23 protein-coding genes are annotated in these 24,396 nt (G+C 62.5%); 8 read left to right on the top strand and 15 right to left on the bottom strand.

The window, feature by feature from the left end; all coding sequences use genetic code 11:
• Positions 1-22: 22 nt before the first annotated feature.
• Together urtA and L867_RS0108115 are read right to left on the bottom strand one after the other, a co-directional pair.
• On the bottom strand, positions 23-1,312 hold the full coding sequence (gene urtA / locus L867_RS0108110) for an urea ABC transporter substrate-binding protein (RefSeq protein WP_028736407.1): 1,290 nt from the start codon (positions 1,310-1,312) through the stop codon (positions 23-25).
• 228 nt (positions 1,313-1,540) lie between these two features.
• Entirely contained in the window at positions 1,541-2,173 is a 633-nt protein-coding gene (locus L867_RS0108115; protein ID WP_028736408.1) for a TerC family protein, read from the bottom strand.
• Positions 2,174-2,491: 318 nt separating this feature from the next.
• Here L867_RS0108115 and L867_RS0108120 point away from each other — a divergent pair, with 318 nt between their 5' ends.
• Together L867_RS0108120 and L867_RS0108125 are read left to right on the top strand one after the other, a co-directional pair.
• Positions 2,492-5,881, top strand: a complete 3,390-nt coding sequence (locus L867_RS0108120; protein ID WP_028736409.1) for a hybrid sensor histidine kinase/response regulator — start codon at positions 2,492-2,494, stop codon at positions 5,879-5,881.
• A complete protein-coding gene (locus tag L867_RS0108125) occupies positions 5,874-6,797 on the top strand; it encodes a response regulator transcription factor (RefSeq protein WP_028736410.1) in 924 nt (307 codons plus the stop codon). Before L867_RS0108120 ends, L867_RS0108125 begins: the two co-directional genes overlap by 8 nt.
• Before the next feature lie 166 nt (positions 6,798-6,963).
• Here L867_RS0108125 and L867_RS0108130 read toward each other — a convergent pair whose 3' ends face one another.
• The 7 genes from L867_RS0108130 to L867_RS0108160 form a co-directional block, all read right to left on the bottom strand.
• On the bottom strand, positions 6,964-8,610 hold the full coding sequence (locus L867_RS0108130; RefSeq protein WP_051438881.1) for an acyl-CoA synthetase: 1,647 nt from the start codon (positions 8,608-8,610) through the stop codon (positions 6,964-6,966).
• 192 nt (positions 8,611-8,802) lie between these two features.
• The gene (locus tag L867_RS0108135) at positions 8,803-9,921 is read right to left on the bottom strand and encodes a branched-chain amino acid ABC transporter substrate-binding protein (protein WP_028736412.1); all 1,119 of its coding nucleotides are present in this window, start codon (positions 9,919-9,921) and stop codon (positions 8,803-8,805) included.
• Between the two features lie 139 nt (positions 9,922-10,060).
• Positions 10,061-10,414 (bottom strand): DUF6867 family protein, encoded by a 354-nt coding sequence (locus L867_RS0108140; RefSeq protein WP_028736413.1) that lies wholly within the window; start codon positions 10,412-10,414, stop codon positions 10,061-10,063.
• A 19-nt stretch (positions 10,415-10,433) separates the two neighbouring features.
• The gene (locus tag L867_RS0108145) at positions 10,434-11,162 is read right to left on the bottom strand and encodes an ABC transporter ATP-binding protein (protein ID WP_028736414.1); all 729 of its coding nucleotides are present in this window, start codon (positions 11,160-11,162) and stop codon (positions 10,434-10,436) included.
• Positions 11,162-12,034 carry an ABC transporter ATP-binding protein gene (locus L867_RS0108150; RefSeq protein ID WP_028736415.1) on the bottom strand — a complete coding sequence of 291 codons (873 nt, stop codon included), beginning with the start codon at positions 12,032-12,034 and terminating at the stop codon, positions 11,162-11,164. The genes L867_RS0108145 and L867_RS0108150 overlap by 1 nt, the downstream gene beginning before the upstream one ends.
• Positions 12,034-13,425 carry a high-affinity branched-chain amino acid ABC transporter permease LivM gene (gene livM / locus L867_RS0108155; protein WP_028736416.1) on the bottom strand — a complete coding sequence of 464 codons (1,392 nt, stop codon included), beginning with the start codon at positions 13,423-13,425 and terminating at the stop codon, positions 12,034-12,036. The genes L867_RS0108150 and livM overlap by 1 nt, the downstream gene beginning before the upstream one ends.
• A 4-nt stretch (positions 13,426-13,429) precedes the next feature.
• Positions 13,430-14,332, bottom strand: coding sequence for a branched-chain amino acid ABC transporter permease (locus L867_RS0108160; protein ID WP_028736417.1), 903 nt, complete (start codon positions 14,330-14,332; stop codon positions 13,430-13,432).
• A 617-nt stretch (positions 14,333-14,949) separates the two neighbouring features.
• On the opposite strand from L867_RS0108160, the gene L867_RS0108165 reads away from it, so the two are divergent.
• Positions 14,950-15,975, top strand: coding sequence for a DUF2793 domain-containing protein (locus L867_RS0108165; RefSeq protein ID WP_028736418.1), 1,026 nt, complete (start codon positions 14,950-14,952; stop codon positions 15,973-15,975).
• 65 nt (positions 15,976-16,040) lie between these two features.
• Here the strand turns inward: L867_RS0108165 and L867_RS0108170 are convergent, their stop codons facing one another.
• Entirely contained in the window at positions 16,041-16,781 is a 741-nt protein-coding gene (locus L867_RS0108170) for a helix-turn-helix transcriptional regulator (RefSeq protein WP_028736419.1), read from the bottom strand.
• Positions 16,782-17,190: 409 nt separating this feature from the next.
• Between L867_RS0108170 and sciP the strand changes: the two genes are divergently transcribed.
• Positions 17,191-17,466: a CtrA inhibitor SciP gene (gene sciP / locus L867_RS0108175; protein WP_028736420.1), complete on the top strand. Its 276-nt coding sequence runs from the start codon at positions 17,191-17,193 to the stop codon at positions 17,464-17,466.
• Positions 17,467-17,553: 87 nt separating this feature from the next.
• Here sciP and L867_RS0108180 read toward each other — a convergent pair whose 3' ends face one another.
• Positions 17,554-18,015, bottom strand: coding sequence for a paraquat-inducible protein A (locus L867_RS0108180; RefSeq protein ID WP_028736421.1), 462 nt, complete (start codon positions 18,013-18,015; stop codon positions 17,554-17,556).
• A 116-nt stretch (positions 18,016-18,131) separates the two neighbouring features.
• Between L867_RS0108180 and L867_RS0108185 the strand changes: the two genes are divergently transcribed.
• On the top strand, positions 18,132-18,419 hold the full coding sequence (locus tag L867_RS0108185) for a GNAT family N-acetyltransferase (protein WP_028736422.1): 288 nt from the start codon (positions 18,132-18,134) through the stop codon (positions 18,417-18,419).
• A gap of 113 nt (positions 18,420-18,532) precedes the next feature.
• Here L867_RS0108185 and L867_RS0108190 read toward each other — a convergent pair whose 3' ends face one another.
• Entirely contained in the window at positions 18,533-18,883 is a 351-nt protein-coding gene (locus L867_RS0108190; RefSeq protein WP_028736423.1) for a hypothetical protein, read from the bottom strand.
• A 445-nt stretch (positions 18,884-19,328) separates the two neighbouring features.
• Between L867_RS0108190 and ctrA the strand changes: the two genes are divergently transcribed.
• Entirely contained in the window at positions 19,329-20,030 is a 702-nt protein-coding gene (gene ctrA / locus L867_RS0108195) for a response regulator transcription factor CtrA (protein WP_028736424.1), read from the top strand.
• Between the two features lie 176 nt (positions 20,031-20,206).
• On the opposite strand, the gene L867_RS0108200 is transcribed toward ctrA, so the two are convergent.
• Positions 20,207-20,569: a response regulator gene (locus L867_RS0108200; RefSeq protein WP_028736425.1), complete on the bottom strand. Its 363-nt coding sequence runs from the start codon at positions 20,567-20,569 to the stop codon at positions 20,207-20,209.
• Between the two features lie 180 nt (positions 20,570-20,749).
• Positions 20,750-21,400: a histidine phosphotransferase ChpT gene (chpT, locus tag L867_RS0108205; RefSeq protein WP_028736426.1), complete on the bottom strand. Its 651-nt coding sequence runs from the start codon at positions 21,398-21,400 to the stop codon at positions 20,750-20,752.
• A gap of 242 nt (positions 21,401-21,642) precedes the next feature.
• Between chpT and L867_RS0108210 the strand changes: the two genes are divergently transcribed.
• Both L867_RS0108210 and L867_RS24850 read left to right on the top strand, forming a co-directional pair.
• On the top strand, positions 21,643-22,179 hold the full coding sequence (locus L867_RS0108210) for a DUF1134 domain-containing protein (protein ID WP_232363911.1): 537 nt from the start codon (positions 21,643-21,645) through the stop codon (positions 22,177-22,179).
• Between the two features lie 151 nt (positions 22,180-22,330).
• Entirely contained in the window at positions 22,331-23,509 is a 1,179-nt protein-coding gene (locus L867_RS24850) for a coiled-coil domain-containing protein (protein WP_051438882.1), read from the top strand.
• Between the two features lie 46 nt (positions 23,510-23,555).
• On the opposite strand, the gene L867_RS0108220 is transcribed toward L867_RS24850, so the two are convergent.
• Positions 23,556-24,392: a TrmH family RNA methyltransferase gene (locus L867_RS0108220; RefSeq protein ID WP_028736428.1), complete on the bottom strand. Its 837-nt coding sequence runs from the start codon at positions 24,390-24,392 to the stop codon at positions 23,556-23,558.
• Positions 24,393-24,396 lie beyond the last annotated feature (4 nt).

The following is a 24,396-nucleotide window of genomic DNA, read 5'->3' on the forward strand; positions in this document are numbered from 1 at the left end:
CCCCGAAGGGAGAAGGAGATGATCAGCTGCCCTTGCCGCCGCACTTGCCGGTGGCGACGTTGAAGTTGCCGCATTCCATCGGCTTGCGCCAATCGGAGATCAGGTCCTTCGAGTCGGGCAGGTAGTCGGACCATTCGTCGCCGACGACGGCGGGCGTTTCCTGGACGATTTCAAACTGGCCGTCGGCCTGGATTTCGCCGATCAGCACCGGCTTGGTGATGTGGTGGTTCGGCATGACGGTGGAATTGCCACCCGAAAGGTTCGGCACGGCGACGCCGATGATCGAGTCCAGAACGGCGTCGGTGTCGGTGGTGCCGGCGGCTTCGACGGCCTTGACCCAGGCGTTGAAGCCGATATAGGCGGCTTCCATCGGGTCGTTGGTGACGCGCTTGTCGTTCTTGGTGAAGGCATGCCACTGCTCGATGAACTCGGCATTGACGTCGGCGTCGACGGACTGGAAGTAGTTCCAGGCGGCGAGATGGCCGACGAGCGGTGCGGTGTCGAGACCGGCGAGCTCTTCTTCACCGACGGAGAAGGCGACGACCGGAATGTCCTCGGCCTTGATGCCCTGGTTGCCCAGTTCCTTGTAGAACGGAACGTTGGCGTCGCCGTTGATGGTCGAGACGACGGCGGTCTTCTTGCCGGCCGAGCCGAACTTCTTGATGTCGGAGACGATGGTCTGCCAGTCGGAATGACCGAACGGCGTATAGTTGATCATGATGTCCTCTTCGGCAACGCCCTTGGACATCAGATAGGCCTTGAGGATCTTGTTCGTCGTCTGCGGATAGACATAGTCGGTGCCGGCGAGCACCCAGCGCTCGACGCCTTCTTCAGCGGCCAGATAGTCGACGGCCGGGATCGCCTGCTGGTTCGGCGCGGCACCGGTGTAGAAGATGTTGCGCGAGGATTCTTCCCCCTCGTACTGGACCGGGTAGAACAGGATCGAATTCAGTTCTTCGAAGACCGGCAGGACCGACTTGCGCGACGACGAGGTCCAGCAGCCGAACACGGCGGCGACCTTGTCCTGGGAAATCAGCTGGCGGGCCTTTTCAGCAAACAGCGGCCAGTCGGAGGCCGGGTCGACGACGACGGCCTCGAGCTTCTTGCCGAGCACGCCGCCCTTCTTGTTCTGCTCTTCGACGAGCATCAGCATGGCGTCCTTCAGCGTCGTCTCCGAGATCGCCATGGTGCCGGAAAGCGAATGCAGGACACCGATCTTGATCGTGTCGTCGGCGGCAAACGCGCCGCTGAATGCCGTCGAGGACAGCATGGCGCCGAGCACTGCGCCGGTGAGTTTTGCCTTCAGTTTCATCTGGTTGAACCCCTCTTCTTGTTCCCGCAACCGGTGGGTAAAGAAAACTTTAACCGTTGCTGCGAGGGACTATCCGATGCTGCGGCGCAAAACCGTATACGTCGTTTGACGTATGCCAGGGGGGAAAGACGGCGCGGGGGCTCCGTGCGCGCCAAAAAGAAACGCCGGGCTCCAGCATGGGACCCGGCGCAGGGGCCGCCTGTCAGGCGGCGAAAGAAGGTTTACGGCTCAGGCGAGAAACGCGGCCGCGTAAGGCCAGACCTCGACCAGGCCATGATAGACCATGGTGACGGTGACGTAGGCAATGACGCCCAGACCGACATAGGCGATCCAGCGATGCTTGTGCAGCAGGCGCGCAACCAGGTTGGCGGCAAGGCCCATCAGACCGATCGACAGGATCAGGCCGATGATCAGGACACTGGTGTGTTCCTTCGCCGCGCCGGCAACGGCCAGCACATTGTCGAGCGACATGGAAACGTCGGCGACCACGATTTCGGTGGCGGCCATCATGAAGGTCTTCTGCTTGACCGTGAATTCGGTGTCGTCGGTCTCGCCCTGCTTGTGCGGCTCGTGCGCCACCGCACGCAGTTCGGTCCACATCTTCCAGCACACCCAGGCGAGCATCAGGCCGCCGATCAGCTGCAGGCCGACGACGCTGAGCAGATAGGCGGTGGCCGTGGCGAAGGTGACGCGCAGAACGGTCGCCGCGGCGATACCGACGAGGATGGCCTTCTGCCGCAAATGGTCCGGCAGGCCGGCAGCCGCGAGGCCGATGACGATCGCATTGTCGCCCGCCAGAACGAGATCGACCGCGATAACCTGAAGAAGCGCCGCGAAGCCCGCAGCGGTAAAGATTTCCATCATGATATTTGAACCTAACGCAATGGCAATTGAATGGGTCTGGTCCTCGCTACAGAGGTGGAGCCCCGCATGGCAAGGAAAAGCTGCGAGAAAGGCGGAAAATATCCCATTTTTCTCATGATCAAGGTCGCGGGTTGAGGCGGCTGGCTCCCGCAGCCTGGCGGGCAGCGTCGGTTGCACCGCCAGAACAGAAGACTGGGCCGGCAAAAGGACGCCGAAGAGGATCAAAAGGCCCCGGCCCTCCCCTTGCCTTTCAGGCCATTCCCGTGAAGATTGCCCAATAGACAATCATCTTTTCAAGGGCGCTAGAAATTAGGCATGGCCGCACGCCAACGCATCATTCCGGTCCGGCGCGAGTATAATCGCTGGGTCGCCAATCAGACGCTGGAAGACTATGCGCTGCGCTTCACCGCCAAGAGCGCCCGGCAGTTTTCCTCGAGCCGGATTTCGCAGACGGCGATCGGGGCGATCTCCTTTCTGGCGCTGGAGGCCATTGGCGGCACGATCACGCTCTCCTACGGCACCACCAACGCCTTCTTCGCCATCATCGCCGCCGCCGTCCTGATGCTGCTCGTCGGCCTGCCGATCAGCCGTTACGCCATCCGCCACGGCGTCGACATCGACCTTCTGACCCGCGGCGCCGGCTTCGGCTATATCGGCTCGACGATCACCTCGCTGATCTATGCCAGCTTCACCTTCATGCTGTTCGCCATCGAGGCGTCGATCATGACCGGCGCGCTGGAACTCGCCTTCGGCATTCCGCTGTGGATCGGCTACATCATCTCGGCCATGGTGGTCATCCCGCTGGTCACCTACGGCGTGCGGCTGATCTCGAAATTCCAGCTTTGGACCCAGCCCTTCTGGATCGTCCTCAACATCCTGCCCTTCATCTTCATCGCCTTTTCCGACTGGGAGAAGATCGACCTCTGGCGCGCCTTCGCCGGCATCGGCCACTCCAATGCCGAGGCCGGAGGGGCAGCCCCCTTCGACCTGATCGAGTTCGGCGCCGCCTCCGCCGTCATCCTCGCGCTGATGCCGCAGATCGGCGAACAGGTCGACTTCCTGCGCTTCCTGCCGCCGGAGGGCGGGCGAAAGCTCCGCCATCGCTTTGCCGTGTTCCTCGCCGGCTCCGGCTGGGTCGTGCTCGGCGTACCGAAACTGCTCGCCGGTTCCTTCCTTGCCGTGCTCACGCTCTCTTCCGGCGTTCCCGCGCGCGAAGCGGCCGATCCGGCCCACATGTATCTCGCCGCCTTCGGCTACATGATCCCGAACGACACCGCGGCCATGCTGCTCATGGCGTGCTTCGTTGTGGTTTCGCAGCTCAAGATCAACGTGATGAACGCCTATGCCGGCTCGCTCGCCTGGTCGAACTTCTTCTCGCGGCTGACCCACAGCCATCCCGGCCGCGTCGTCTGGCTGGTGTTCAACGTGGCGATCGCCCTGCTGCTGATGGAACTCGGCATCTACCGGCTGCTCGAAGAAACGCTCGGCATCTTCTCGATCATCGCCATGAGCTGGCTCTGCACGCTCTCGGCCGACCTTTTCATCAACAAGTCGCTCGGCCTCGCCCCGCCCGGCATCGAGTTCAAGCGTGCCCATCTCTACGACATCAACCCGGTCGGTTGCGGCACGCTGGTGCTGTCCGCCGGCATCGCGCTCGCCGCCCATTTCGGCCTGTTCGGGCCGCTGATGGCCTCGCTCGCCACCTATGTGACGCTGATCGCCTTCGTGATCTCGCCGCTGATCGCCTGGGGCACGAAGGGCAAGTACTATCTCGCCCGCAAGCCGCGCCACAGCTGGAAGAACCTCACCTCGATCACCTGCTCGATCTGCGAACACCCGTTCGAGCCGGAGGACATGGCCTGGTGCCCGGCCTATGCCGCGCCGATCTGCTCGTTGTGCTGCTCGCTCGACAGCCGCTGCCACGACATGTGCAAGCCGCACGCCAAGCTCAACGCGCAGGCGACCTTCGTCGCCGCCCGCTTCCTGCCCGAACCGGCGCTGGCATGGCTCTCCACCCGCCTCGGCCGCTATGCGGTGACCGCGGTCGTCGCCGTATCGCTGATCGGCGCGATCCTCGCGCTCATCGCCCACCAGGTCTCCACCGCCTCACCGGAAACGGCCGATGTCGTCAACCGCACGGTGCTGATCGTCTTCATCGTCTCCGCCGTGATCTCCGGCGTGGCCAGCTGGTTCTACGTGCTCGCCCATGACAGCCGGGTGGTGGCGGAAGAGGAATCCTCGCGCCAGAACACGCTGCTGCTCAAGGAGATCGCCGCTCATCGCAAGACCGATGCGGCGCTGCAGACGGCCAAGGAAACGGCGGAGGCCGCCAACCGGGCGAAGAGCCGCTATGTCGTCGGCCTCAGCCACGAGCTGCGCACGCCGCTCAACGCCGTCCTCGGCTATGCCCAGATCCTCGAGCGCGACGAGACGATCCCGCCCGCCCGCCAGTCGGCGATCAAGGTCATCCGCCGTTCCGCCGACCATCTCTCCGGACTGATCGACGGGCTGCTGGACATTTCCAAGATCGAGGCCGGTCGCCTGCAGGTCTTTTCCAACGAGCTGAACATCCAGGATTTCCTCGACCAGCTGGTGGATATGTTCGCCCCCCAGGCGGCGGCAAAGGGGTTGGTCTTCGAACATGAGCGCTCGCGCGCCCTGCCGCTCTATGTCCGCACCGACGAGAAGCGGCTGCGCCAGATCCTCGTCAATCTCCTGTCGAACGCCATCAAGTTCACCGAGCGGGGCACGGTGCGCTTCGAGGTCGGCTATCGCAGCCAGGTGGCGACCTTCACCGTGTCCGACACCGGCGCCGGCATCGCGGAGAAGGACCTGAAGCGCATCTACGAGCCGTTCCAGCGCGGCGAGGCGGACAGTATCCGCCCCCGGCCGGGCCTCGGCCTCGGGCTGACCATCACCAAGCTCCTGACCAACACGCTCGGCGGCGAGATCTCGGTGGAAAGCGAGCGCGACAAGGGGTCGACCTTCAAGGTCCGGCTGATGCTGTCGGCGATCGACCGCCCGAGTACAGCCCCTGCCCCCGAGCGCAAGATCGTTTCCTATACCGGCCCGCGCCGCACCATCGTCGTCGTCGACGACAACGAGGACCATCGCGACCTGATGCGCGAGGTGTTGGGCCCGCTCGACTTCGTCGTGCTGACGGCGGCCGGCGGGCCGGAATGCCTGACGCTGATCGAGGGTGTCAGGCCCGACCTCTTCCTCGTCGACATCCAGATGCCCGGCATGAACGGCTGGCAGCTGGTCGAGAAGCTGCGCGACGCCGGCCAGACGGCGCCAATCATCATGCTGTCGGCCAATATCGGCGACGCACCCGGTCCCGGCGGCGAGGGCCATGACGATGCGATCGCCAAGCCGGTCGACGTGCAGCGGCTGCGCGACAAGCTCGCCATGTATCTCGGCCTCGAGTGGATCTATGCCGACGAGCTGGCCGCCCTGCCTGCGCTAGTGACGGAGGCAGGGCGGCCACTCGCCTCGCCCGGCCCCGCCCACCTCGCCGAACTGTCGCGCCTGAGCGAAATCGGTTATGTGCGCGGCATCGAGGCCAAGCTTGCGGACCTGTCGAAAATCGAGGAGAACGGCGCCTTCGTCGACGCCTCGCGCGGTTTCGTCCAGGCCTTCGACCTGGCCGGCTTCGCCGCCTTCCTGAAGGATGTCGACCGCCGGGAGGAAAAGAGCCATGGCTGACGTTAACCGTCCGCGCGACATCGTGCTGCTCGTCGACGACAGCCCCGAGGCGCTCGGCTTCCTCACCGACGCGCTGGAGCAATCCGGCTTCTCCGTGCTGATCGCCACGTCGGGCCAGGTGGCGCTGTCGATCGTCGACAAGATCAGTCCCGATCTCATCCTGCTCGACGCCATGATGCCGGGAATGGACGGCTTCGAGACGTGCCGCAGGCTGAAAGCCGATCCGGTCGTCGCCCAGGTGCCGGTGATCTTCATGACCGGGCTGACCGAGACCGAGCATGTGGTCCACGCCCTCGATTCAGGCGGGGTCGACTACCTCACCAAGCCGATCAATATCGATGAGCTGCGCGCCCGCATTCGTGTCCACCTGTCGAACGCCCGCTCGGCCCAGAGCGCCCGCGTCGCGCTCGATGCCGCCGGGCGCCATCTGCTGGCGGTCCGCGCCGACGGCACGATCCACTGGTCGACGCCCCAGGCCACACGGCTGGCCGACAGCGCCACGGGCAGCGCCAGCGGGCTCGACCTGGTTGCCGGCGCCATTGCCGGCTGGATGGCGCGGCGCGACGCGCTCGCCCACGGCGCAGAAACCGCCTTCTGCTTCACTCCTGCGGGCGGCACCGAGCTGCAACTCGGCTTCCTCGGCGGGCTCGGCCCGGACGAATACCTGTTCCGCCTGACGGTGGCCAACCGCAAGCACGAGGACGAGATCCTGCGTGGCCAGTTCGGCCTGACGCAGCGCGAGGCCGAGGTGCTGCTGTGGATCGCCAAGGGCAAGGCGAACCGCGACATCGCCGATATCCTGGGACTTTCAGCCCGCACGGTGAACAAGCATCTGGAACAGATCTACGTGAAGCTCGGCGTGGAAAACCGCGCCTCGGCGGCCGTCAAGGCGGCCCATGTGCTGCATGTGGATTAGGGGCGCACATCTGAGCGCAACCGAGGCCCCCTCTGGCCTGCCGGCCATCTCCCCCACAAGGGGGGAGAAGACTCGCGGCGCCGCTCTGCCTGCATGAGACGATGGCGCCGGGGCATCAAAGCCCCTCCCCCTTGTGCGGAGGGGTTGGGGAGGGGTTTCTTACCCCCTAAAGCGCCTTGGCCTTCTCGCGCAGCACGTATTTCTGGATCTTGCCGGTCGAGGTCTTCGGCAGCGGCCCGAACACCACCGTCTTCGGCGCCTTGAAATGCGCCATGTTGGCGCGGCAGAACGCGATCAGTTCCTGTTCGGTCACCGTCGCGCCGGGTTTGAGCCCGACGAAGGCGCAAGGCGTTTCGCCCCACTTCTCGTCCGGCCTAGCCACGATCGCCGCCTCCATGACGGCCGGGTGGCGGTAGAGTACCCCTTCGACCTCGATCGACGAAATATTCTCGCCGCCGGAAATGATGATGTCCTTGGAACGGTCCTTGATCTCGATATAGCCGTCGGCGTGGCAGACCGCGAGATCGCCCGAGTGGAACCAGCCGCCGGCAAAGGCCTTGGCCGAGGAGGACGGGTTCTTCAGGTAGCCGCGCATGACGTTGTTGCCGCGGAAGAAGATCTCGCCCATCGTCTCGCCGTCGCTCGGCACCGGCTCCAGGGTCTCCGGGTCCGCGACCATCAGCCCGTCGAGCACCGAATAGCGCACGCCCTGACGGGCCTTGAGCCGGGCCTTCTCCGAAATGTCGAGTTCGTTCCACTCGTCATGCCAGGCGCAGACCACGGCCGGGCCATAGGTCTCGGTGAGGCCATAGGCGTGGGTCACATCGAAGCCCAGTTCCTCCATCGACTGGATGACGGCCGCCGGAGGGGCCGCACCCGCCGTCATCACGCTGACCTTGTGATCGATGCCGGCCTTCATTTCGTCCGGCGCGTGGGCGATCAGGTTCAGCACGATCGGCGCGCCGCAGAAATGCGTCACCTGCTCGCTCTTGATCAGTTCGTAGATCGGCTCGACGCGCACCGCGCGCAGGCACACGGAGGTGCCGGCCGCAGCCGCGATCGTCCAGGGGAAGCACCAGCCGTTGCAGTGGAACATCGGCAGGGTCCACAGATAGACCGGGTGGTTGGCCATGTTCCAGGTGAGGATATTGCCGATGGCGTTGAGGTAGGCGCCGCGGTGATGGTAGACGACGCCCTTCGGATCACCGGTCGTGCCCGACGTGTAGTTGAGGCTGATCGCATCCCATTCGTCGGCAGGCCGTTCCCAGCGGAAATCGGCATTGCCCTCCGCCAGCAGCTCGTCATAGGTGGTGGCCCCCACGCGGTGGCCGCCCTCGAAGCTCGGGTCGAGAATGTCGATAACCTCGATCGGCCGCCCGGCAATGTGCACGGCGCGCTCGGCGACATCGGCAAATTCCGGATCGACGATGAGCATCCGCGCTTCGCCGTGATTGAGGATGAAGGCGATGGCCTCCGCGTCGAGACGCGTATTGATCGCATTGAGCACGGCGCCGACCATGGGCACGGCGAAATGGCATTCGAATATCTCGGGAATGTTGGCGCAGATCACGGCAACCGTGTCGCCCTTGCCGATACCCCGCCCGGAGAGCGCACTGGCCAGCCGGCGGACCCGATCATAGGTCTGCGCCCAGTTGCGGCGGACATCGCCGTAGACGACGGCGGTACGGCCCGGATAGACGGACGCGGCACGTTCGATGAAGCTGAGCGGCGTCATCTGCGAAAAGTTCGCGGCGTTCTTGTCGAGTTCGCGATCGTAGATCCCGTCGCCGGGCGCCACTGCTGAAATCTGCATGCTGGTCGAGCCTCCCACTCCATTCGAGGTGGGCAGTATTACCCAAACCGCGGCCACCGCAATCCTAATATTCGCGGAATGCGACCAAGGATGAAGGTGCCGCGGGATTGGCCAAGAAAACAGATGGCCCGGCGCAAGGCCGGGCCATCCGATGCAGGTCATACGCTCAGGCCGAAAGCTCGGCCGACGCGATTACTTGTTCTGCAGGTAGGTGTACTTGCCGTCGGCACCCTTCTGCCAGGTGTACATGACGTAGTCCGGACGGGTGATGTCGCCCTTGGCGTCGAAGCCGAGTTCGCCGATAACGGTCGTGTACGGACCCTTTTCCTTCAGCGCTGCAGCAACAGCTTCAGCATCGTTCGAGCCGGCCTTCTTGGCAGCTTCGGCGATGACCTGGAGAGCTGCGTAGGAGTACAGCGTGTAGGCTTCCGGTTCGAAGCCGGCGTCGCGGAACTTCTTGACGGCTTCAGCAGCGTTCGGGTTCAGGCGCGGATCCGGCGGGAAGGTCATCAGGGTGCCGTTGACTGCGTCGCCAGCGATCGAAGCAAGTTCGTTCGAGGTGATGCCGTCGCCCGACATCAGGACAGCCTTGAGGCCGCCGTCAGCCATCTGACGCATGATGAGACCGGCTTCGGTGTGCAGACCGCCGAAGTAAACGAGCGTTACGCCGGCTTCCTTCATCTTGGAGATCAGAGCCGAGTAGTCCTTGTCGCCGGCGGTGATGCCTTCGTACATGACTTCGGTGATGCCGAGGCCGTTCATGGCCTTCTTGGTTTCGTCGGCAAGGCCCTGGCCGTACGGGGTCTTGTCGTGAACGACGGCAACCTTGCCGTCCTTGAAGTTGTCGGCGATGTACTTGCCGGCAACAGCGCCCTGCTGGTCGTCACGACCGCAGACGCGGAAGGTGTTCCACATGCCGCGCTCGGTGAAGACCGGGTTGGTTGCAGCCGGGGTGACTTCGAGGATGCCGTTTTCGGCGTAGACTTCCGAAGCCGGGATCGAAACGCCCGAGTTGAAGTGACCGACAACGAACTTGACGCCGTCAGCTGCGAACTTGTTGGCAACCGAAACGCCCTGCTTGGCGTCGGATACGTCGTCGCCGAGGACGATCTTGACCTGTTCGCCGTTGATGCCGCCAGCTGCGTTGATGTCGGCAGCAGCCTGTTCAGCACCCTTCTGGAGCTGTGCGCCGAAAGCGGCGTTCGGACCGGTCATCGGGCCGCCGACGCCGACCAGAAGGTCAGCCCAAGCGGTACCGCTGAAGGCAACCATTGCCGTCAGCGCCACGGCCGAAAGAAGAGACTTCTTCATTTTGTTACTCCCAATTTTTTAGGCGGGTTAGGTTTCGAAACCCTGCGCAATACCCACCATGACTGCGCCGGAAAAGCTGTTCCACTCTTATGAAAGCTCACGCTCTTCTCGCCCATGTGAGACAAGAAAAACGCGGCTGTCAATCTTTCTTCTTCCAAGAGAAGGCCGAGGTCTTCTCATAAAGCCAATAGTAGTTATCGGCCATCTGCGTGGTCCGCCGCGTCCGGAAGCCGGCCGTGGAAAACACAAGCAAAATCAAAACGTCAATCCCGTAAAGCAGCGGGCTGAGCATAGGTCCCTGGAACAGCGCGTAGTGCAGAAAACGCATCACGACGCCGAGCAGCAGGGTGTAGACGAGAACCGTCGAATAGCCCTGCCAGCCCTCGGCCGTCGCCTTGCCGGCCCGCCATGCGGTCCAGAAGCCGAGGAGAAGAACCAGGAAGCGCAAAACGTAGCGGACGCCGGTATCGCTTTCGAAAAACAAGCCTTGCATATCTATTCTCCCTGCCCGCTCAGTGGTGGCCGCCTTCGAGATAGGCTGCCCGGACCTGCGGATCGGCGAGCAGTTCCTTGCCGGTTCCGCTCATGGTGACCTTGCCGTTGACCATGACATAGGCACGGTCGGAGAGTTTCAGCGCCGCGAAGGCGTTCTGCTCGACGAGGAAGACGGTCAGCCCCTCTTCCTTGTTGAGCTTCTTGATCGCCTCGAAGATGCCCTTGACGATCAGCGGCGCAAGACCGAGCGACGGCTCGTCGAGCAAAAGCAGCTTCGGACGGGCCATCAGCGCGCGGCCTATCGACAGCATCTGCTGTTCGCCGCCCGAAAGCGTGCCGCCACGCTGGCTCTGACGCTCCTTCAGACGGGGAAACAGCGTGAAGATCTTCTCCACGTCCTCGTTGAAGTGCTTCAGATTGTCGAGGCCGGCGCCCATCTGCAGGTTTTCCAGCACGGTCATGCGCGGGAAGATGCGACGGCCTTCCGGCGACTGGGCGATGCGGCGGCGGGCGATCAGATGGGTCGGCATCTTGGTGATGTCGGTCCCGTCGAAGGTGATCGTGCCGGTGCGGGCCTGCGGGCTGCCGCAGATGGTCATCATCAGCGTCGACTTGCCGGCGCCGTTGGCGCCGATCAGGCTGACGATTTCGCCCTGGCGGACTTCGACATCGACCCCGCTGAGCGCGCGGATATTGCCGTAATAGGTCTCGACGCCCTGTACTTTGAGAAGCGGTTCAGCAGACATCAGACCTGTCCTCCCGCAACGGCTTCGACCTCTGAGATCGCTTCATCCAATTCTTCATCCTCGACACCCAGATAGGCCGCGATGACCTTCGGGTCGTTCTTCACATGATCCGGCGTGCCGTCGGAGATCTTCTGCCCGTATTCGAGCACCACGACGTGGTCGGAGATTTCCATGACCACCGACATGTCGTGCTCGATCAGCAGCACCGAGGTGCCTTCGTCGCGGATGCTGCGCAACAGGGCGTTGAGCGTCAGCGACTCTTTCGGATTGAGACCGGCAGCCGGTTCGTCGAGGCAGAGCAGTTCGGGCTCCGTGCACATGGCGCGGGCGATTTCCAGACGGCGCTGGGCGCCGTAGGGCAGGTCGCCGGCCGGATCGTCGGCGCGTTCCATCAGGTCGGCCTTGTCGAGCCAGTACTTGGCCTTCTCGATTGCCGCCGCCGCCGCCCGCTTGTAGGCGGGAAGGCCGAGCAGGCCGAGAACCGTGTAGCCCGACGCCCGCATCAGGGCGTTGTGCTGGGCGACCAGAAGGTTCTCCAGAACGGTCAGACCCGAGAAGAGCCGGATATTCTGGAAGGTACGGGCGACCTTCGCCTTCTTGGTGATCTCGAAGTCGGGCAGACGCTCGAGCAGAAACTCGGGCCCCGCCTTCTGGCGCAGCGTGATCATTCCCATCGTCGGCTTGTAGAAGCCGGTGATGCAGTTGAACACGGTCGTCTTGCCGGCGCCGTTCGGTCCGATCAGCGCGGTGATCTCACCGCGCCTGGCTTCGAAGGAGAAGTCGTTGATGGCCATCAGGCCGCCGAACTTCATCGACAGGTGTTCGACCTTGAGAAGGGTGTCGTTGGTCATCGTGTTCGTTCCGGAAGTCATCAGCCGTGACCTTCCTTGGTAAAGCTTCCCGAGACGGCCTTGCTCTCCTTGAGGAAGGCTGTCGGTTGACGCGAGCCGACGAAGCCGCGCGGCTTGAACAGCATGACCACGATCATGGCCAGGCCGAAGAGCAGCATGCGGTACAGTTCCGGCGTGAAGTCAGGCCCGAAGACGTGCTTCAGGAACTCCATCTCGCGCAGCATTTCCGTGCCGCCGACCATGACGATAGCGGCAATCGCGATACCGGTCAGCGAACCCATGCCGCCAAGGACGACAATGGCGAGGATGACGGCCGATTCCAGGAAAACGAAGCTTTCCGGAGAGACGAAACCCTGGCGGGCGGCGAAGAAGGAGCCGGCGAAACCACCGAACATCGCACCGATGGCAAAAGCCGTGAGCTTGGTCGTGACCGTGTTGATGCCGAGCGAACGGCAGGCGATCTCGTCTTCGCGCAGGGCTTCCCAGGCGCGGCCGATCGGCATGCGACGAAGCCTGATCGTCACATAGGCCGTCAGCATGCAGAGGGCCAGGATGAGATAGAAGAGGAAGATCTTGTAATAGGCCGAGGACATCGGCAGATCGAACATCTTGGCAAAGCCGGTCGGCGAGGCGTCGAACTTGATGCCGAACAGGGTGGCCTTCGGGATCCCGGAGATACCGAAGGTACCCTTGGTGACGTCCGTCCAGTTGATCAGCACGAGACGGATGATTTCACCGAAGGCGAGCGTCACGATGGCCAGGTAGTCGCCGCGAAGGCGGAGAACCGGGAAGCCGAGGATGATGCCCCAGAAGGCAGCCAGAATACCCGACAGCGGCAGGAGTACCCAGAAGGACAGACCGAAATGCTGGGACATCAGCGCGTAGGAATAGGCGCCGACCGCGTAGAAGGCGACATAGCCGAGGTCGAGCAGACCGGCCAGACCGACGACGATGTTGAGGCCCCAGGCCAGCATCACGTAGATCAGGATCTGGATACCGAAATTGTCGACGAACTTCAGCGCACCCTGGATACCGGTGAGCCAGATGACGACCGGCGGATAGAGCAGCAGCGCGAGAAGCGCGATCTTGAGGAAATGCTGGTGGAAGAACGAGGGCTTGGCCTCGATCTCGTGCACCGGCATTTCCGAAAGGCGCTCCTTGCGGGCGCGGCTCCACGGATGGAAGAAGCCGACGATCAGGAAGCGGCCGACGGCGGCGACAGCGACGAAGATCGCCAGCAACCCCCAGCGCGGATACCAGATCGGAGCGTTGTTGATGTCCTGATCGGTCTTGATACCGACATAGAGGACGAACAGACCGAGCGCGAGCACACCCGCGAAGAGGCCTTCCTTGAGCGCGCGCGCAAGGGTACCGGATTGAGACGTGCCGGTCACGTTTGCAGGATTTGCCATGGGATCAGACCTTCTCGACTTCCGGCCGGCCGAGGATACCGGTGGGCTTGAAGATCAGCACGAATGCCAGCAGACCGAAGGTTGCGACATCCTTGTAGGCGATGCTGAAATAGGCCGACCAGAGCGACTCGATGAGACCGATCAGCAGACCGCCGAGCACAGCACCTGGAAGCGATCCGATGCCGCCGAGAACCGCGGCTGTAAACGCCTTGACGCCCGGAATGAAGCCGTCGTTGAACGAAGCCACGCCGTAATACATCAGGTACATCGTGCCGGCGACCGCGGCGAGCGCCGCACCCATCACGAAGGTGATGGAAATGGTCTTGTCGACGTCGACGCCGAGAAGAGCCGCCATCTTGCGGTCCTGTTCGGTGGCGCGCTGGGCGCGGCCGAGCGGCGTCTTGTTGACGATGTACCAGAAGGCGGCGAGCAGCACCGTGGTGATGACGACGATGAGCAGCTGCTTCAGCGAGATCGTGATCGCACCGAAATGGAACACATCGTTGACCAGCGCCGGGATCGGCTTGTTGCGCGGACCCTGGGTGACCTGGATGAAGTTCGACAGGGCGATCGACATGCCGATCGCCGTGATCAGCGGTGCCAGGCGGAAGGATCCGCGCAGCGGCCGATAGGCGACCCGTTCGATCGTCCAGTTCCACAAACCTGTCATCAGCATCGCGATGACCAGCATGATCAGCAGCGCAAGCGCCACCGGAATGCCGGCAAAGAACGATGTCAGGATGAGATACACGATGAGAGCGGCGAAGCCGCCGAGCATGAAGATATCGCCATGGGCGAAATTGATCATGCCGATGATGCCGTAGACCATCGTATAGCCGATTGCCACCAGGCCATAGATGGATCCAAGAGTCAGCCCGTTGATGAGCTGCTGGATGAAGTACTCCATTACCAATCCCCCGGACGCAGATTTTTGGCGCGTCCCTTTTTATGTTGTCCCCTAGCGGGGTTCTTAACATGCTCGGATTTGATAGCGTTTTCGGCAAAAATGTGAAGTCCAAAAACTAGGCAGCGCGCATTTTACCGCCATTTGCTCACAGTTTGGTGCTTTAATCGGCAAAATCATCAAAATAACGCCACAAGATGCCGAAAAATTGGATGGCGCCGTGCTTTTCACTGAGGGGATTTGGCCATCATTCGGCCGCGAGCAAGGCTGAATTCCGCCGAAAGTGTGAACCCGCCGCCTCCGACAACAGGAGGTAGCACCAAGGGAATTGCCAGACTGAAAAGATCATAACGTTGAAATCGCCGGCAGGCCAATCACAAAGCGACACCGGGCACAGCTGAATCCGCCCCCGGTGTGGCCGCGCCAGGACGGGGAATATCGTGCATCCGGCTCCCGTCCGGCGAATTTCGACATCCCGACATCCTCCGGTGAAGCGGGAAACGGGGAAGTCCACACGAGAAACGCCAGCCCTTTCAATCCGCACATCCGTCATTCGTCCCCGCCACCGGAAACCGGTGCAGGATCGGGGCATCGAACCGATCGCAGCGGAGAATGCAGTCATGTCGGATACAACGGTCAATCTTGCCCTGCCCTATATCAAGCCGGCCCAGGCGCAGAAGCATGTCACCCATAACGAGGCCCTCCAACGGCTGGATGCCACGGTCAATCTGGTGATCGCCGCGCGGCTGGCCATCCCGCCGGCAATGCCGGCCGAGGGCGAGTGCTTCTGGGTTCTGCCGGGAGCGACGGACGCCTGGACCGGCAAGGCGGGACGCCTCGCCTTTCGCCAGGACGAGGCCTGGATCTTCATTGCACCCGGCACAGGGTGGTGCGCCTTTGATCGCGCGGAGGAACGGCTGAAGGTCTTTACCGGAACGGACTGGGGCGACATCCCCCTGCCCGCCACGCTGCAGGTATCCGCGCTTGGGATCGGCGCCACACCCGATGCGACGAACCGGCTTGCGGTATCGGGAGCCGCAACCCTGCTGACCCATACGGGCGGCGATCATCGCCTGAAGATCAACAAGGCCACGGCTTCGGATACCGCATCGCTGCTGTTTCAGTCGGGCTGGCAAGGCAGGGCGGAAATGGGACTTGCCGGCGACGACCGGTTTGCCATCAAGGTCAGCGGAGACGGCGCAGCCTGGACGACGGCCCTGACGATATCGCCGCAAGGCGTGGTGCGCACCGGCCAGCGTCCGCTGGTTCGCGCCTCGCGGGCCGCTGGCAGCCTTTCACCGTCCGCAGGCATGGTGACGGGCTTCGACGATCTTCATCTGGCGGCGGGAGGATTTGCCCTCGGCGCGGCGTTGCCGTCCGGTCACGGGCGTGAACTGTTGGTACCGGTGGACGGGACCTATCTCGTCACGCTCAACGTCGAGGCACAGACCTCGTCCGGCCATGAGACGACCCTTCGCCTGAACGGGACGAGTGACGTTGCTGCGGTCAAGGGAGGGGTTGGTACACAGTCATCCGCGGTGCTCGCTTCGCTGCTGGCCGGTGATGTTCTCACCCTGCTGCACGCAGGCAGCGCTCAACTGCTGTTCGGCTATGCCCACACGGAGATCTCGGCGCATATGCTTTAACGTTCGCGCCGCCCGCCCACGTCCCCGCCGCTCGTCCATCCTGGCGGGCGGGACGGCCCAGACGGTCAGAGCAGCCGGAAACGGCAGGCCCGGGCCACCGCCTGCATGCGGTTGACCGAATCCAGCTTGCGCATGGCGCTCTTCAGATAGCTGACGACCGTGTGGCTGGAGATCGACAGGATGATGGCGATCTCGTCGCTGCTCTTGCCAGCGGCCGACCAGCGCAGGCACTCGATCTCCCGGGCCGACAGCTTTTCGCGCGGGCCGTCCTTCTGTGCGATCCGGCTGGAGCAATTGTCCAGCAGTTCGAGGCTTTCGAAATAGAAGCTCGCGATCTCCTGGCGGTCGAGCTCGGCCCGTTCGCCGGAAAAGACGAAGAGATAATGGGCAAGCTCGGAATCATGGATGGCGAAGGCAAGGCTGGCACCCATGCCGAAATCGCGGAAGGCGCCGGCGATGCCGCCCTCGGCTTCCTTGTCCTTGCTGTCGGTAAGCACGCATTCGTCGGACTGGAACGGCAGGATGCTCTGCTTCAGCCGCGCCACAAGCCGGCTCGCCGCGAACTGATCTTCCGTCCGATAGCGCGCCTTGAGCTCGTGCGGCCAGTTGCAGAACAGGATGTTCGCCGAAAACTCGGGCTTGTCGGCTTTGGGAAAGGTGCTGACGAGGAAGTAGTCGAAACCGTAGCGTCGACCGAGGGCCGCAAACTGCCGGCCCAGAGGGCAAAGGCCCGCGTCGTCGACAGGAATCGCCGAAACGCCTTTGCCTTCTTCTTCGCGACAGATCGACTCGGACACCCTGAACATTGCGCTCCTTTCGACCGAAGCTATTCGGCCGCACCTGAGAGATTATGTATCGAACGAATATGTCTGGAACAGTAGAGAACGGAACTGGCGCCGATCTTTCAGTTCTGGCTCGGGGCGGGACAATCTCGCACGCCCGGAGTTCACGGCGACGAAAGATCCAACATACACCCTGTCCTTCTTCGAAGCTTCTACTACATTTTTGAATCTGGAAAATTTCTAAATCAGCATAACTCCTATGCAGTTGCCGCAAGTTTACGCAACGGCAGGCAAGATTCGGTCGCGACGTCCATTTCTTGCCCGCCGCCGGTCGTGAAAATTATTATCAAATGCTTACAAGGCGCTTAGGCAAATTTTAAAGGTGGGCAGCTACGATGCGCTCGTGTGGTCTTGAGTATGTATAGAGAGTCCAATGACCGAAATGATCCGCCCCCGAGTGAAATATGTCATCGGCCCCGATGGCAGCCCGCTTACCATAGCCGATCTACCGCCGGCCAATACGCGCCGTTGGGTGATCCGCCGGAAGGCAGAGGTTGTCGCCGCGGTGCGCGGCGGCCTGTTGAGCCTGGAAGAAGCCTGCGAGCGCTATACCCTGACGGTCGAGGAATTCCTCTCATGGCAGGCTTCCATCAACGACCACGGCCTGCCGGGCCTGCGCACCACGCGCATCCAGCAATATCGCCATTGACGAGAATACGGGCCGGCAATCGCTGCCGCCCTGCATCTCTGTCCGATCCATCGTGCGCGCGGGAATTCCTCCTTGCGCGCACTTTGTCTATTCTGCCCTCCCCTGCGCCTGAAGCAAATGGTGCAGCACTCCGGCCAGCACCGACGATGCCGCATAGAACCACAGGCCCGGCTGCGTGAAGGCCTCGGCAAGGCCGCTCGATTTGGCCGCGAAAATGACGATCGCCACCAGCAACACGTCCATCATCGACCACTTCGACAGGAACGGGACCAGCGCATGCAGCAGGCCGCTGCGCGCACCGGCACTCGAGGCCGTGAAGGCCTCGGCCCCAAGCCCGACCAGCTTGATCGCCGGAAAGGCGATCGATAACAGACCCACCAGCAAGGCAAGCCCGGCATTTCCGTCCCGCCAGAGTGCGCCGACGATGTCGACCAGCGACGGGTTTTCAGTGAAAAAGTAGAGTTTTTCGAAGCGAACCAGCGGAAGCACGATGCCAAGCGCCAGAAACATCGGGGCCAGCACCAGCATCGCCGCCTTCAGCCAGATCATCGCCTACGCCCCTCGCTCGAATCGCCACCGGGACGGCCGGCCGCGCGCACGGCCATCATTGCCGCGAAAAGCAGCCGATGTTAAGCCATCGGCATCTCGATTTCGAAAGGACACCCATGGATATTGCAAGTGAGGAAGCCGGCTCGGGCGGCCGCTATGTCGGACGGTTCGTCGAAGGCGAGACACCGGCGGTGATGACCTATTCCCGCGCTTCGCCGAGCCTGATCATTGTCGATCACACCGAGGTGCCCGAAAGCATGCGCGGCAAGGGCGCCGGCCAGGCGCTGGCGCTCTTCGCGATCGAGCAGGCGCGCAACGGCGGCTGGAAGATCATCCCGCTCTGCCCGTTTTTCCGCGCCCAGGCGCAGCGTCACCCCGACTGGGCTGACGTCATCAAGTTCTGATTCTGTCCGGCCGGCGGTTCGCCGGCCGGACAAGTTTCAACGAACGGCTCGACAGCGGTCGCGGATCTCTCCGCACCGCCACCGACCGCGTCTGGTCTAGAACGCTCCGGGGCCTAGGCCCGGATGCGCATCTGGCCGTCGCGCTCCTCGAGCGCCGCGGCCTTGGCATGCTCGGCCTCAGCTGCCTCAAGCAGAAGCTCGGCCGCTTCCTGCTGAACCTTCAGTTCGCGAATCGAAACCTGGAGATTGTCGGCCCGCTGCCGGGCCGCCTTGGCAAAGGTTGGATAGGCGAAATGGTTCGGATCGGTGATCCCGGACTTCTTCTCCTCGATGGCGATCTGGTTTTCCAGTTCCTTCGCCATCCGCTCGAACTCCGCCATCATTGACTGCAACTGCTGCAATTGCCGACGTTTTTCAGTGACCTGAAATCCTTTCAGGCGCACTAGGCTCTCACGCGACTTCATACGCAATACTCCCGTGATGCGAGACCCCCCGCCACACTTACTGACAAAATGCCAAGCCGCTCTTCCCGACGAATCATTCTCGAAAAAAAGCGGCGGCGTTAACAAAAAGCTACCCTTGGTAACCTTTCGTTTACGGGCATCGTTAATGATAGGTGAGATCATTTAAGGGTCAGTAAATGCCACGGCCTTAAAAAGCCCATGACAATGATGAGTCAAATGAATCGGTTAGAGGGGAAATCTCATCTTCTGATTCAATTGTGGCAATGCCGGAAACAGATGAAAAATCAGGAGACTGGTATCTTTGTTTAATAAATTCGATACACCTTGCCAGAAGGAATCAGAATTTGTTAACCATTTGGTGGCAGCCTTCAAATCAGGCAACGACTGGATCCGTATCGCGTAGGGGGCCAAGTACGACCTTTCGGCGGCGGTAAAGGGGATAATTATGCGGGTTCTACTCATTGAAGACGATAGCGCCACGGCGCAGAGCATCGAACTGATGCTTAAATCGGAGAGTTTCAACGTCTACACGACCGACCTGGGCGAGGAAGGCGTGGATCTCGGAAAGCTCTACGACTACGATATCATTCTACTCGACCTCAATCTCCCGGACATGTCGGGCTATGAAGTGCTGCGCACGCTGCGGCTTTCGAAGGTCAAGACGCCGATCCTCATCCTCTCCGGCATGGCCGGCATCGAGGACAAGGTTCGCGGTCTGGGCTTCGGCGCCGACGACTACATGACCAAGCCGTTCCACAAGGACGAACTGGTCGCGCGCATTCATGCCATCGTCCGCCGTTCCAAGGGCCATGCCCAGTCGATCATCACCACCGGCGAACTGATCGTGAACCTCGATGCGAAGACCGTCGAAGTCGGCGGCCAGCGCGTTCACCTGACCGGCAAGGAATACCAGATGCTGGAGCTGCTTTCGCTCCGCAAGGGTACCACGCTGACGAAGGAAATGTTCCTGAACCACCTCTATGGCGGCATGGACGAACCGGAACTGAAGATCATCGACGTCTTCATCTGCAAGCTGCGCAAGAAGCTTGCCAATGCCGCAGGCGGCGCCAACTACATCGAAACCGTCTGGGGCCGCGGCTATGTGCTGCGCGAGCCGGATGGCGCCGAATACATGGAAACCGCCTGACACCCGCTTTAGCGCATCCCCCGCGCTGCATTCGACCTGCCCCTCACCCGGGCAGGTTTTTTGTTTCCGTCCCTTCGCCCCTCCCTGCCCACGCCTCGTCAACCACGGGAAGTTCCGCAACGAAAAACGCCCCGGACATGCGGGGCGTGGAGTTCAGTGCCGAATTTCAGGAAGTGTCAGGCAGCGATCGCCTTGTCGGTGAACATCTGGGTAAGGATCTTGCGATCGAACGGCTTCAGCAGGAAGTCGTTGGCGCCGGCACGCTTGCCCGCCATCATCGTCTTCAGGTCGGCCTCCACCACGCAATAGTAGATCAGCACGCTCTTGCCATCCGGCAGCGCACGAATGTTGGCGATGAGGTCCAGCGCGCCGTCCAGGCCGGCATCGACGATGATGATGTTCGGCAGTTCCGTATCGCTGCGCGTCAGAGCTTCGCGTGCGGTTCCGGCCTCAAGGACGAGAAAGCCGATCTCGGACAGGATCTTCTTGCCGACCTTGCGGACCACGTCAGAACTGTCCGCAATCATCAAACGCTGCATCGTGCACTCCCATGTCACTACCCCACCCGTCATAGGAAGGGGGAACCTGCCTGCGACAATAAGCGCTTTCAACTAATGAAACGTTACCGCTCTCCAGTGCGCCGTGCACGCAAGACGAAGAAGCACGCCGAGGTGGCGTGCTTCTTCGTCGATTTAGGTGACGTCAGAAAGGCGAACCCGTCAGGCCGCGGCCACGGTCTCGGCGGTAAAGACGATCTCGTCCTCGGTGGCGAAATACTTCAGTTCCATGCCGCATTCGTCGGCAAGCAGGACCGTGTAATAGGGCTGGATCGAATGGGCATCGATCGCCTCCTCGATGGTGCCGCTGCAGATTTCGGCGAACTTCGGCGGCACGCGCATCATCCGCCCCTTGGCGGCGAGCCTGAACTTGGCTTCGTATTCGGGGTTTTCCAGGGTGATGTCGATCTGGCCGCCGCGCGGGATCGCACCATAGGCGACGAGGAAGAGGTTGAGCAGCAGCTTGACCCGGTTCTTGGCGATGATCGCGCGCGGACCGTTCCAGCTGACCTCGGTCTTCTTTTCCGCCGCGGCGAAGTCCTTGGCGGCCTTCTCGGCCTCGCCGGTGTCGATCGACGCGCCGACCGAGCCGGAGGCGCCGAAGGCAAGCCGGGCGAATTTCAGCCGGACCGAGGCGTTGAGCGCGCTGGTACGGATCAGGTCCATTGCATCGGCGTCGGCACCGCCCTCGTCGAGCAGTTCGAGGCCGTTGTTGATCGCGCCCACGGGCGAAATCACGTCATGGCAGACGCGGCTGCACAACAGCGCAGCGAGGTCGGGACCAGCAAGGGTCAAGTTCGGATTTTTCGGCATCGGTCGCTCCTGAAGATCGATCCCCACGGAAGGGCCGGATGCGCACTAGAGGGCGCCCGGTGTGGTCGGATTCCTTTCGGCCATAATGACACCATATTTGGTAAACCGATTATTAATAGGATGATCGCTAAATAGCATTAACCGCATTGGACATGCCAATTGCGCCGATTACGGATGGAGGAGACCCCATGCGCTTTGTGACGACCCGCGATTTCGCTGCCTTCCGGATGTTTCTGGTGGCCATGATACTCTCCGTTGCCGGCTTCGGGCTGGCGACCCGGGAAGCGAGAGCCGAAGGCGAATACAGCGTCCAGGAAATCGTCGATGCCGGCCACGGCTTTTTCGGTTCCACCAGCGGCGCGCTTGCCAAGGTGATCGAGGAGGCGTTCCAGCAGCACGGCTTGCCGAACGGCTACATTCTCGGGCAGGAAGGCTCGGGCGCTTTCGTCGCCGGCCTCACCTATGGCGAAGGCCAGCTCAACACCAAGAACGCCGGCCAGCACGACGTCTTCTGGCAGGGTCCCTCGCTTGGCATCGACTACGGCGGCAACGGCACGCGCGTGATGATGCTCGTCTATGACCTGCCGTCGGTCGACGGCCTCTTTGCCCGCTATGGCGGCGTCAGCGGATCGGCCTATGTGGTCGCCGGCGTCGGCATGACGGTGCTGAAGAGCCGCAATGTCGTCCTCGTGCCCATCCGCACCGGCCTCGGTGCCCGCCTCGGCGTGAATGTCGGCTATCTGAAGCTGACCCGCGCACCGACCTGGAATCCCTTCTGAGCCGCACCGCGCAGGGTCCGCGCAAGCTCGCGCCGCTCTTCTCGTGACTGCGAAAGATTCATGATCCGCGCAGGCGCGCGCCGCTTGTCCTGACACGCGGCGCATGTTTATTGATTGCGGATCTTCGAATGAACTCAAAAGTGGCTCACCCGTGATCGAATACGCCCTGCTTTTTGGAATGGGTTTCCTCGCCGCCGCCCTGCTCGTGATGCTGGTCGCCCCGGCCATCCATAGGCGCATCGTGCTCTACACGGAGAACCGGTTGAAGGCCACGATGCCGCTCAGCCCGCAGGAAATCCGCGCGCAGAAGGACATGGTGCGCGCGGTCTACGCCGCCGAAAATGCAAGGACCACCCAGGAACTGCTGCGCGAGCGGGAGGCGTCCATTTCCCTGAAACTGGCCAACGCGACACTTTCCAAGGACGCCAGCCACCTGATGGCGGACAATCAGGACCTCAGGGCGCAGATCCACGACATGAGCGTCGAGGCCGCGGACTTCCGCTCGAAGGTTCGGCGCGCCGAGGTCGAAGCCGACAATCTCAAGGAAGCGCTGCGCCGCACGGAGGAGTCGCTCGCCGCCAAGGACCTCGAGATCACAGCCCTCGCCCGGCGCATCGAACGCATCATGGGCGACGTCGACAACCTCAAGATCGAACGCACGACGCGCGAGACCGAGATCGAGAACCTCAAGATGCGGGTCCAGGCCCTGCGCGACGAACGCGAGGAACTGCGCCGCGAGACCAAGCTCGTCACCAAGCGGGCCAAGGACGCCGAAATCCGGCTGGCACAGGAAGAACACAAGCTGTTGCGGCTCGATGACCGCCTCGTCCGCGAGATGGCAGAAAATGTTGACAAGGATGCTCTCCTCGAGCGGCGCGCCAAGGAGATCGCACGCCTCAAGCAGGGCGTGAAATTGGCCAACAGCCAGGTGCGCACTGCCATCAAGTCGCTTCGGGCGGGGAACCTACCAGTGCCGGATTTCAAGGAAATCACCATCGTCGAGGACGTGCCTGTTGCCGCAAAGAGGGAAGCCGACGCGACTGAGATGGAAGAAGAGCTGCGCCACCGTCACACCGCACTGACCGAACGGCTGCTCAAGGCGAAGACGGCGACCAACGACAAGGCGCTGCGTGAGGAAATCGCCGACATCGCCGCCAAGATGATCGTGCTGACCGCCGCCCGCGAGGGTGAGAAGTCGCCGATCCCGGAGCTGCTGCGGGCCAAGTCGGCGAAGGGACCCGGCAAGGGGCTGACCTTGGCAGAACGCGTGCTGGCGATCGACCCGTCGCTGGCCGGCTCCGCCGCGCCCCGGAATCCGCTCGCCGAATAGAGCCGCTGGCACGGGCGAAGGGCATCCGGTGCCGCAAAGACCCGACTTACCCCCGCAAGCGTCCCATCGACTTCGCCAGGCTGTAGAGGGCGATGCCGCTTGCCGTTCCCACATTCAGGCTGTCGAGACCCGGCATCTGGGCGATCCGCGCCGTGTGGAAACGCTCAAGGATGGCCCTGGGCAGCCCCTCGCCTTCCGTGCCCATGACCAGCGCCATGCGCGGCGCCGGCGCGATCTCGCCGATCTCGGCCTCCCCGGCCGGAGAAAGCGCCCAGATGGCAAATCCAGCCTGCGCAAGAGCGCCGAGCAGCGCCTCGCTCGAACCATCACGCGCATAGGGCATGGTCAGCACCGAGCCGACCGAGACGCGCAGTGCCTTGCGATAGAGCGGGTCGCAGCAGGTTTCGTCGAGCAGAACGGCGTCCGCGCCAAAGCCCGCGGCATTGCGAAACAGAGCACCGATATTGTCGTGATTGGAAATGCCGCAGCCGACCAGCACCAGCGCATCCTGCGGCAGGTTCGCGATCAGATTCGCTGTTTCCGCCGTGCCGTCGCGCCGGCCGAGCGCCAGCACGCCGCGATGGAGATGAAAACCGGCAATGGCATCGAGCACCGGCGCTTCGGCCACATAGATCGGCACGTCCTCGGGAAAGGCCGCGAGCAGTTCGGACACACCTTCGACCCGGTTGCGCAGCAGCAGCAGCTTCTCCGCCCGGATACCCCGCCCGGCCGCATGAGCTGCGGCGAGCATCCTGAGGACCACCGTGCCCTCGGCGATAAACCGGCCGCCGCGACCGGTGAGGTCGCGCTCGCGGATCTGCGAGAACTCGGCAATCCGCGGATCGGCCGGGTCCTCGATGGCGATCAGCCCGCGTTCGCTCATCGAC

Source organism: Paenirhizobium selenitireducens ATCC BAA-1503 (genome assembly GCF_000518785.1).
Lineage (GTDB): Bacteria > Pseudomonadota > Alphaproteobacteria > Rhizobiales > Rhizobiaceae > Allorhizobium > Allorhizobium selenitireducens.

Bases quoted from the DNA above. Each gene is read 5' to 3' on its own strand.
- urtA (WP_028736407.1), bottom strand. From the start codon at position 1,312: ATGAAACTGAAGGCAAAACTCACCGGCGCAGTGCTCGGCGCCATGCTG.
- L867_RS0108115 (WP_028736408.1), bottom strand. From the start codon at position 2,173: ATGGAAATCTTTACCGCTGCGGGCTTCGCGGCGCTTCTTCAGGTTATC.
- L867_RS0108120 (WP_028736409.1), top strand. From the start codon at position 2,492: ATGGCCGCACGCCAACGCATCATTCCGGTCCGGCGCGAGTATAATCGC.
- L867_RS0108125 (WP_028736410.1), top strand. From the start codon at position 5,874: ATGGCTGACGTTAACCGTCCGCGCGACATCGTGCTGCTCGTCGACGAC.
- L867_RS0108130 (WP_051438881.1), bottom strand. From the start codon at position 8,610: ATGCAGATTTCAGCAGTGGCGCCCGGCGACGGGATCTACGATCGCGAA.
- L867_RS0108135 (WP_028736412.1), bottom strand. From the start codon at position 9,921: ATGAAGAAGTCTCTTCTTTCGGCCGTGGCGCTGACGGCAATGGTTGCC.
- L867_RS0108140 (WP_028736413.1), bottom strand. From the start codon at position 10,414: ATGCAAGGCTTGTTTTTCGAAAGCGATACCGGCGTCCGCTACGTTTTG.
- L867_RS0108145 (WP_028736414.1), bottom strand. From the start codon at position 11,162: ATGTCTGCTGAACCGCTTCTCAAAGTACAGGGCGTCGAGACCTATTAC.
- L867_RS0108150 (WP_028736415.1), bottom strand. From the start codon at position 12,034: ATGACTTCCGGAACGAACACGATGACCAACGACACCCTTCTCAAGGTC.
- livM (WP_028736416.1), bottom strand. From the start codon at position 13,425: ATGGCAAATCCTGCAAACGTGACCGGCACGTCTCAATCCGGTACCCTT.
- L867_RS0108160 (WP_028736417.1), bottom strand. From the start codon at position 14,332: ATGGAGTACTTCATCCAGCAGCTCATCAACGGGCTGACTCTTGGATCC.
- L867_RS0108165 (WP_028736418.1), top strand. From the start codon at position 14,950: ATGTCGGATACAACGGTCAATCTTGCCCTGCCCTATATCAAGCCGGCC.
- L867_RS0108170 (WP_028736419.1), bottom strand. From the start codon at position 16,781: ATGTTCAGGGTGTCCGAGTCGATCTGTCGCGAAGAAGAAGGCAAAGGC.
- sciP (WP_028736420.1), top strand. From the start codon at position 17,191: ATGACCGAAATGATCCGCCCCCGAGTGAAATATGTCATCGGCCCCGAT.
- L867_RS0108180 (WP_028736421.1), bottom strand. From the start codon at position 18,015: ATGATCTGGCTGAAGGCGGCGATGCTGGTGCTGGCCCCGATGTTTCTG.
- L867_RS0108185 (WP_028736422.1), top strand. From the start codon at position 18,132: ATGGATATTGCAAGTGAGGAAGCCGGCTCGGGCGGCCGCTATGTCGGA.
- L867_RS0108190 (WP_028736423.1), bottom strand. From the start codon at position 18,883: ATGAAGTCGCGTGAGAGCCTAGTGCGCCTGAAAGGATTTCAGGTCACT.
- ctrA (WP_028736424.1), top strand. From the start codon at position 19,329: ATGCGGGTTCTACTCATTGAAGACGATAGCGCCACGGCGCAGAGCATC.
- L867_RS0108200 (WP_028736425.1), bottom strand. From the start codon at position 20,569: ATGCAGCGTTTGATGATTGCGGACAGTTCTGACGTGGTCCGCAAGGTC.
- chpT (WP_028736426.1), bottom strand. From the start codon at position 21,400: ATGCCGAAAAATCCGAACTTGACCCTTGCTGGTCCCGACCTCGCTGCG.
- L867_RS0108210 (WP_232363911.1), top strand. From the start codon at position 21,643: ATGATACTCTCCGTTGCCGGCTTCGGGCTGGCGACCCGGGAAGCGAGA.
- L867_RS0108220 (WP_028736428.1), bottom strand. From the start codon at position 24,392: ATGAGCGAACGCGGGCTGATCGCCATCGAGGACCCGGCCGATCCGCGG.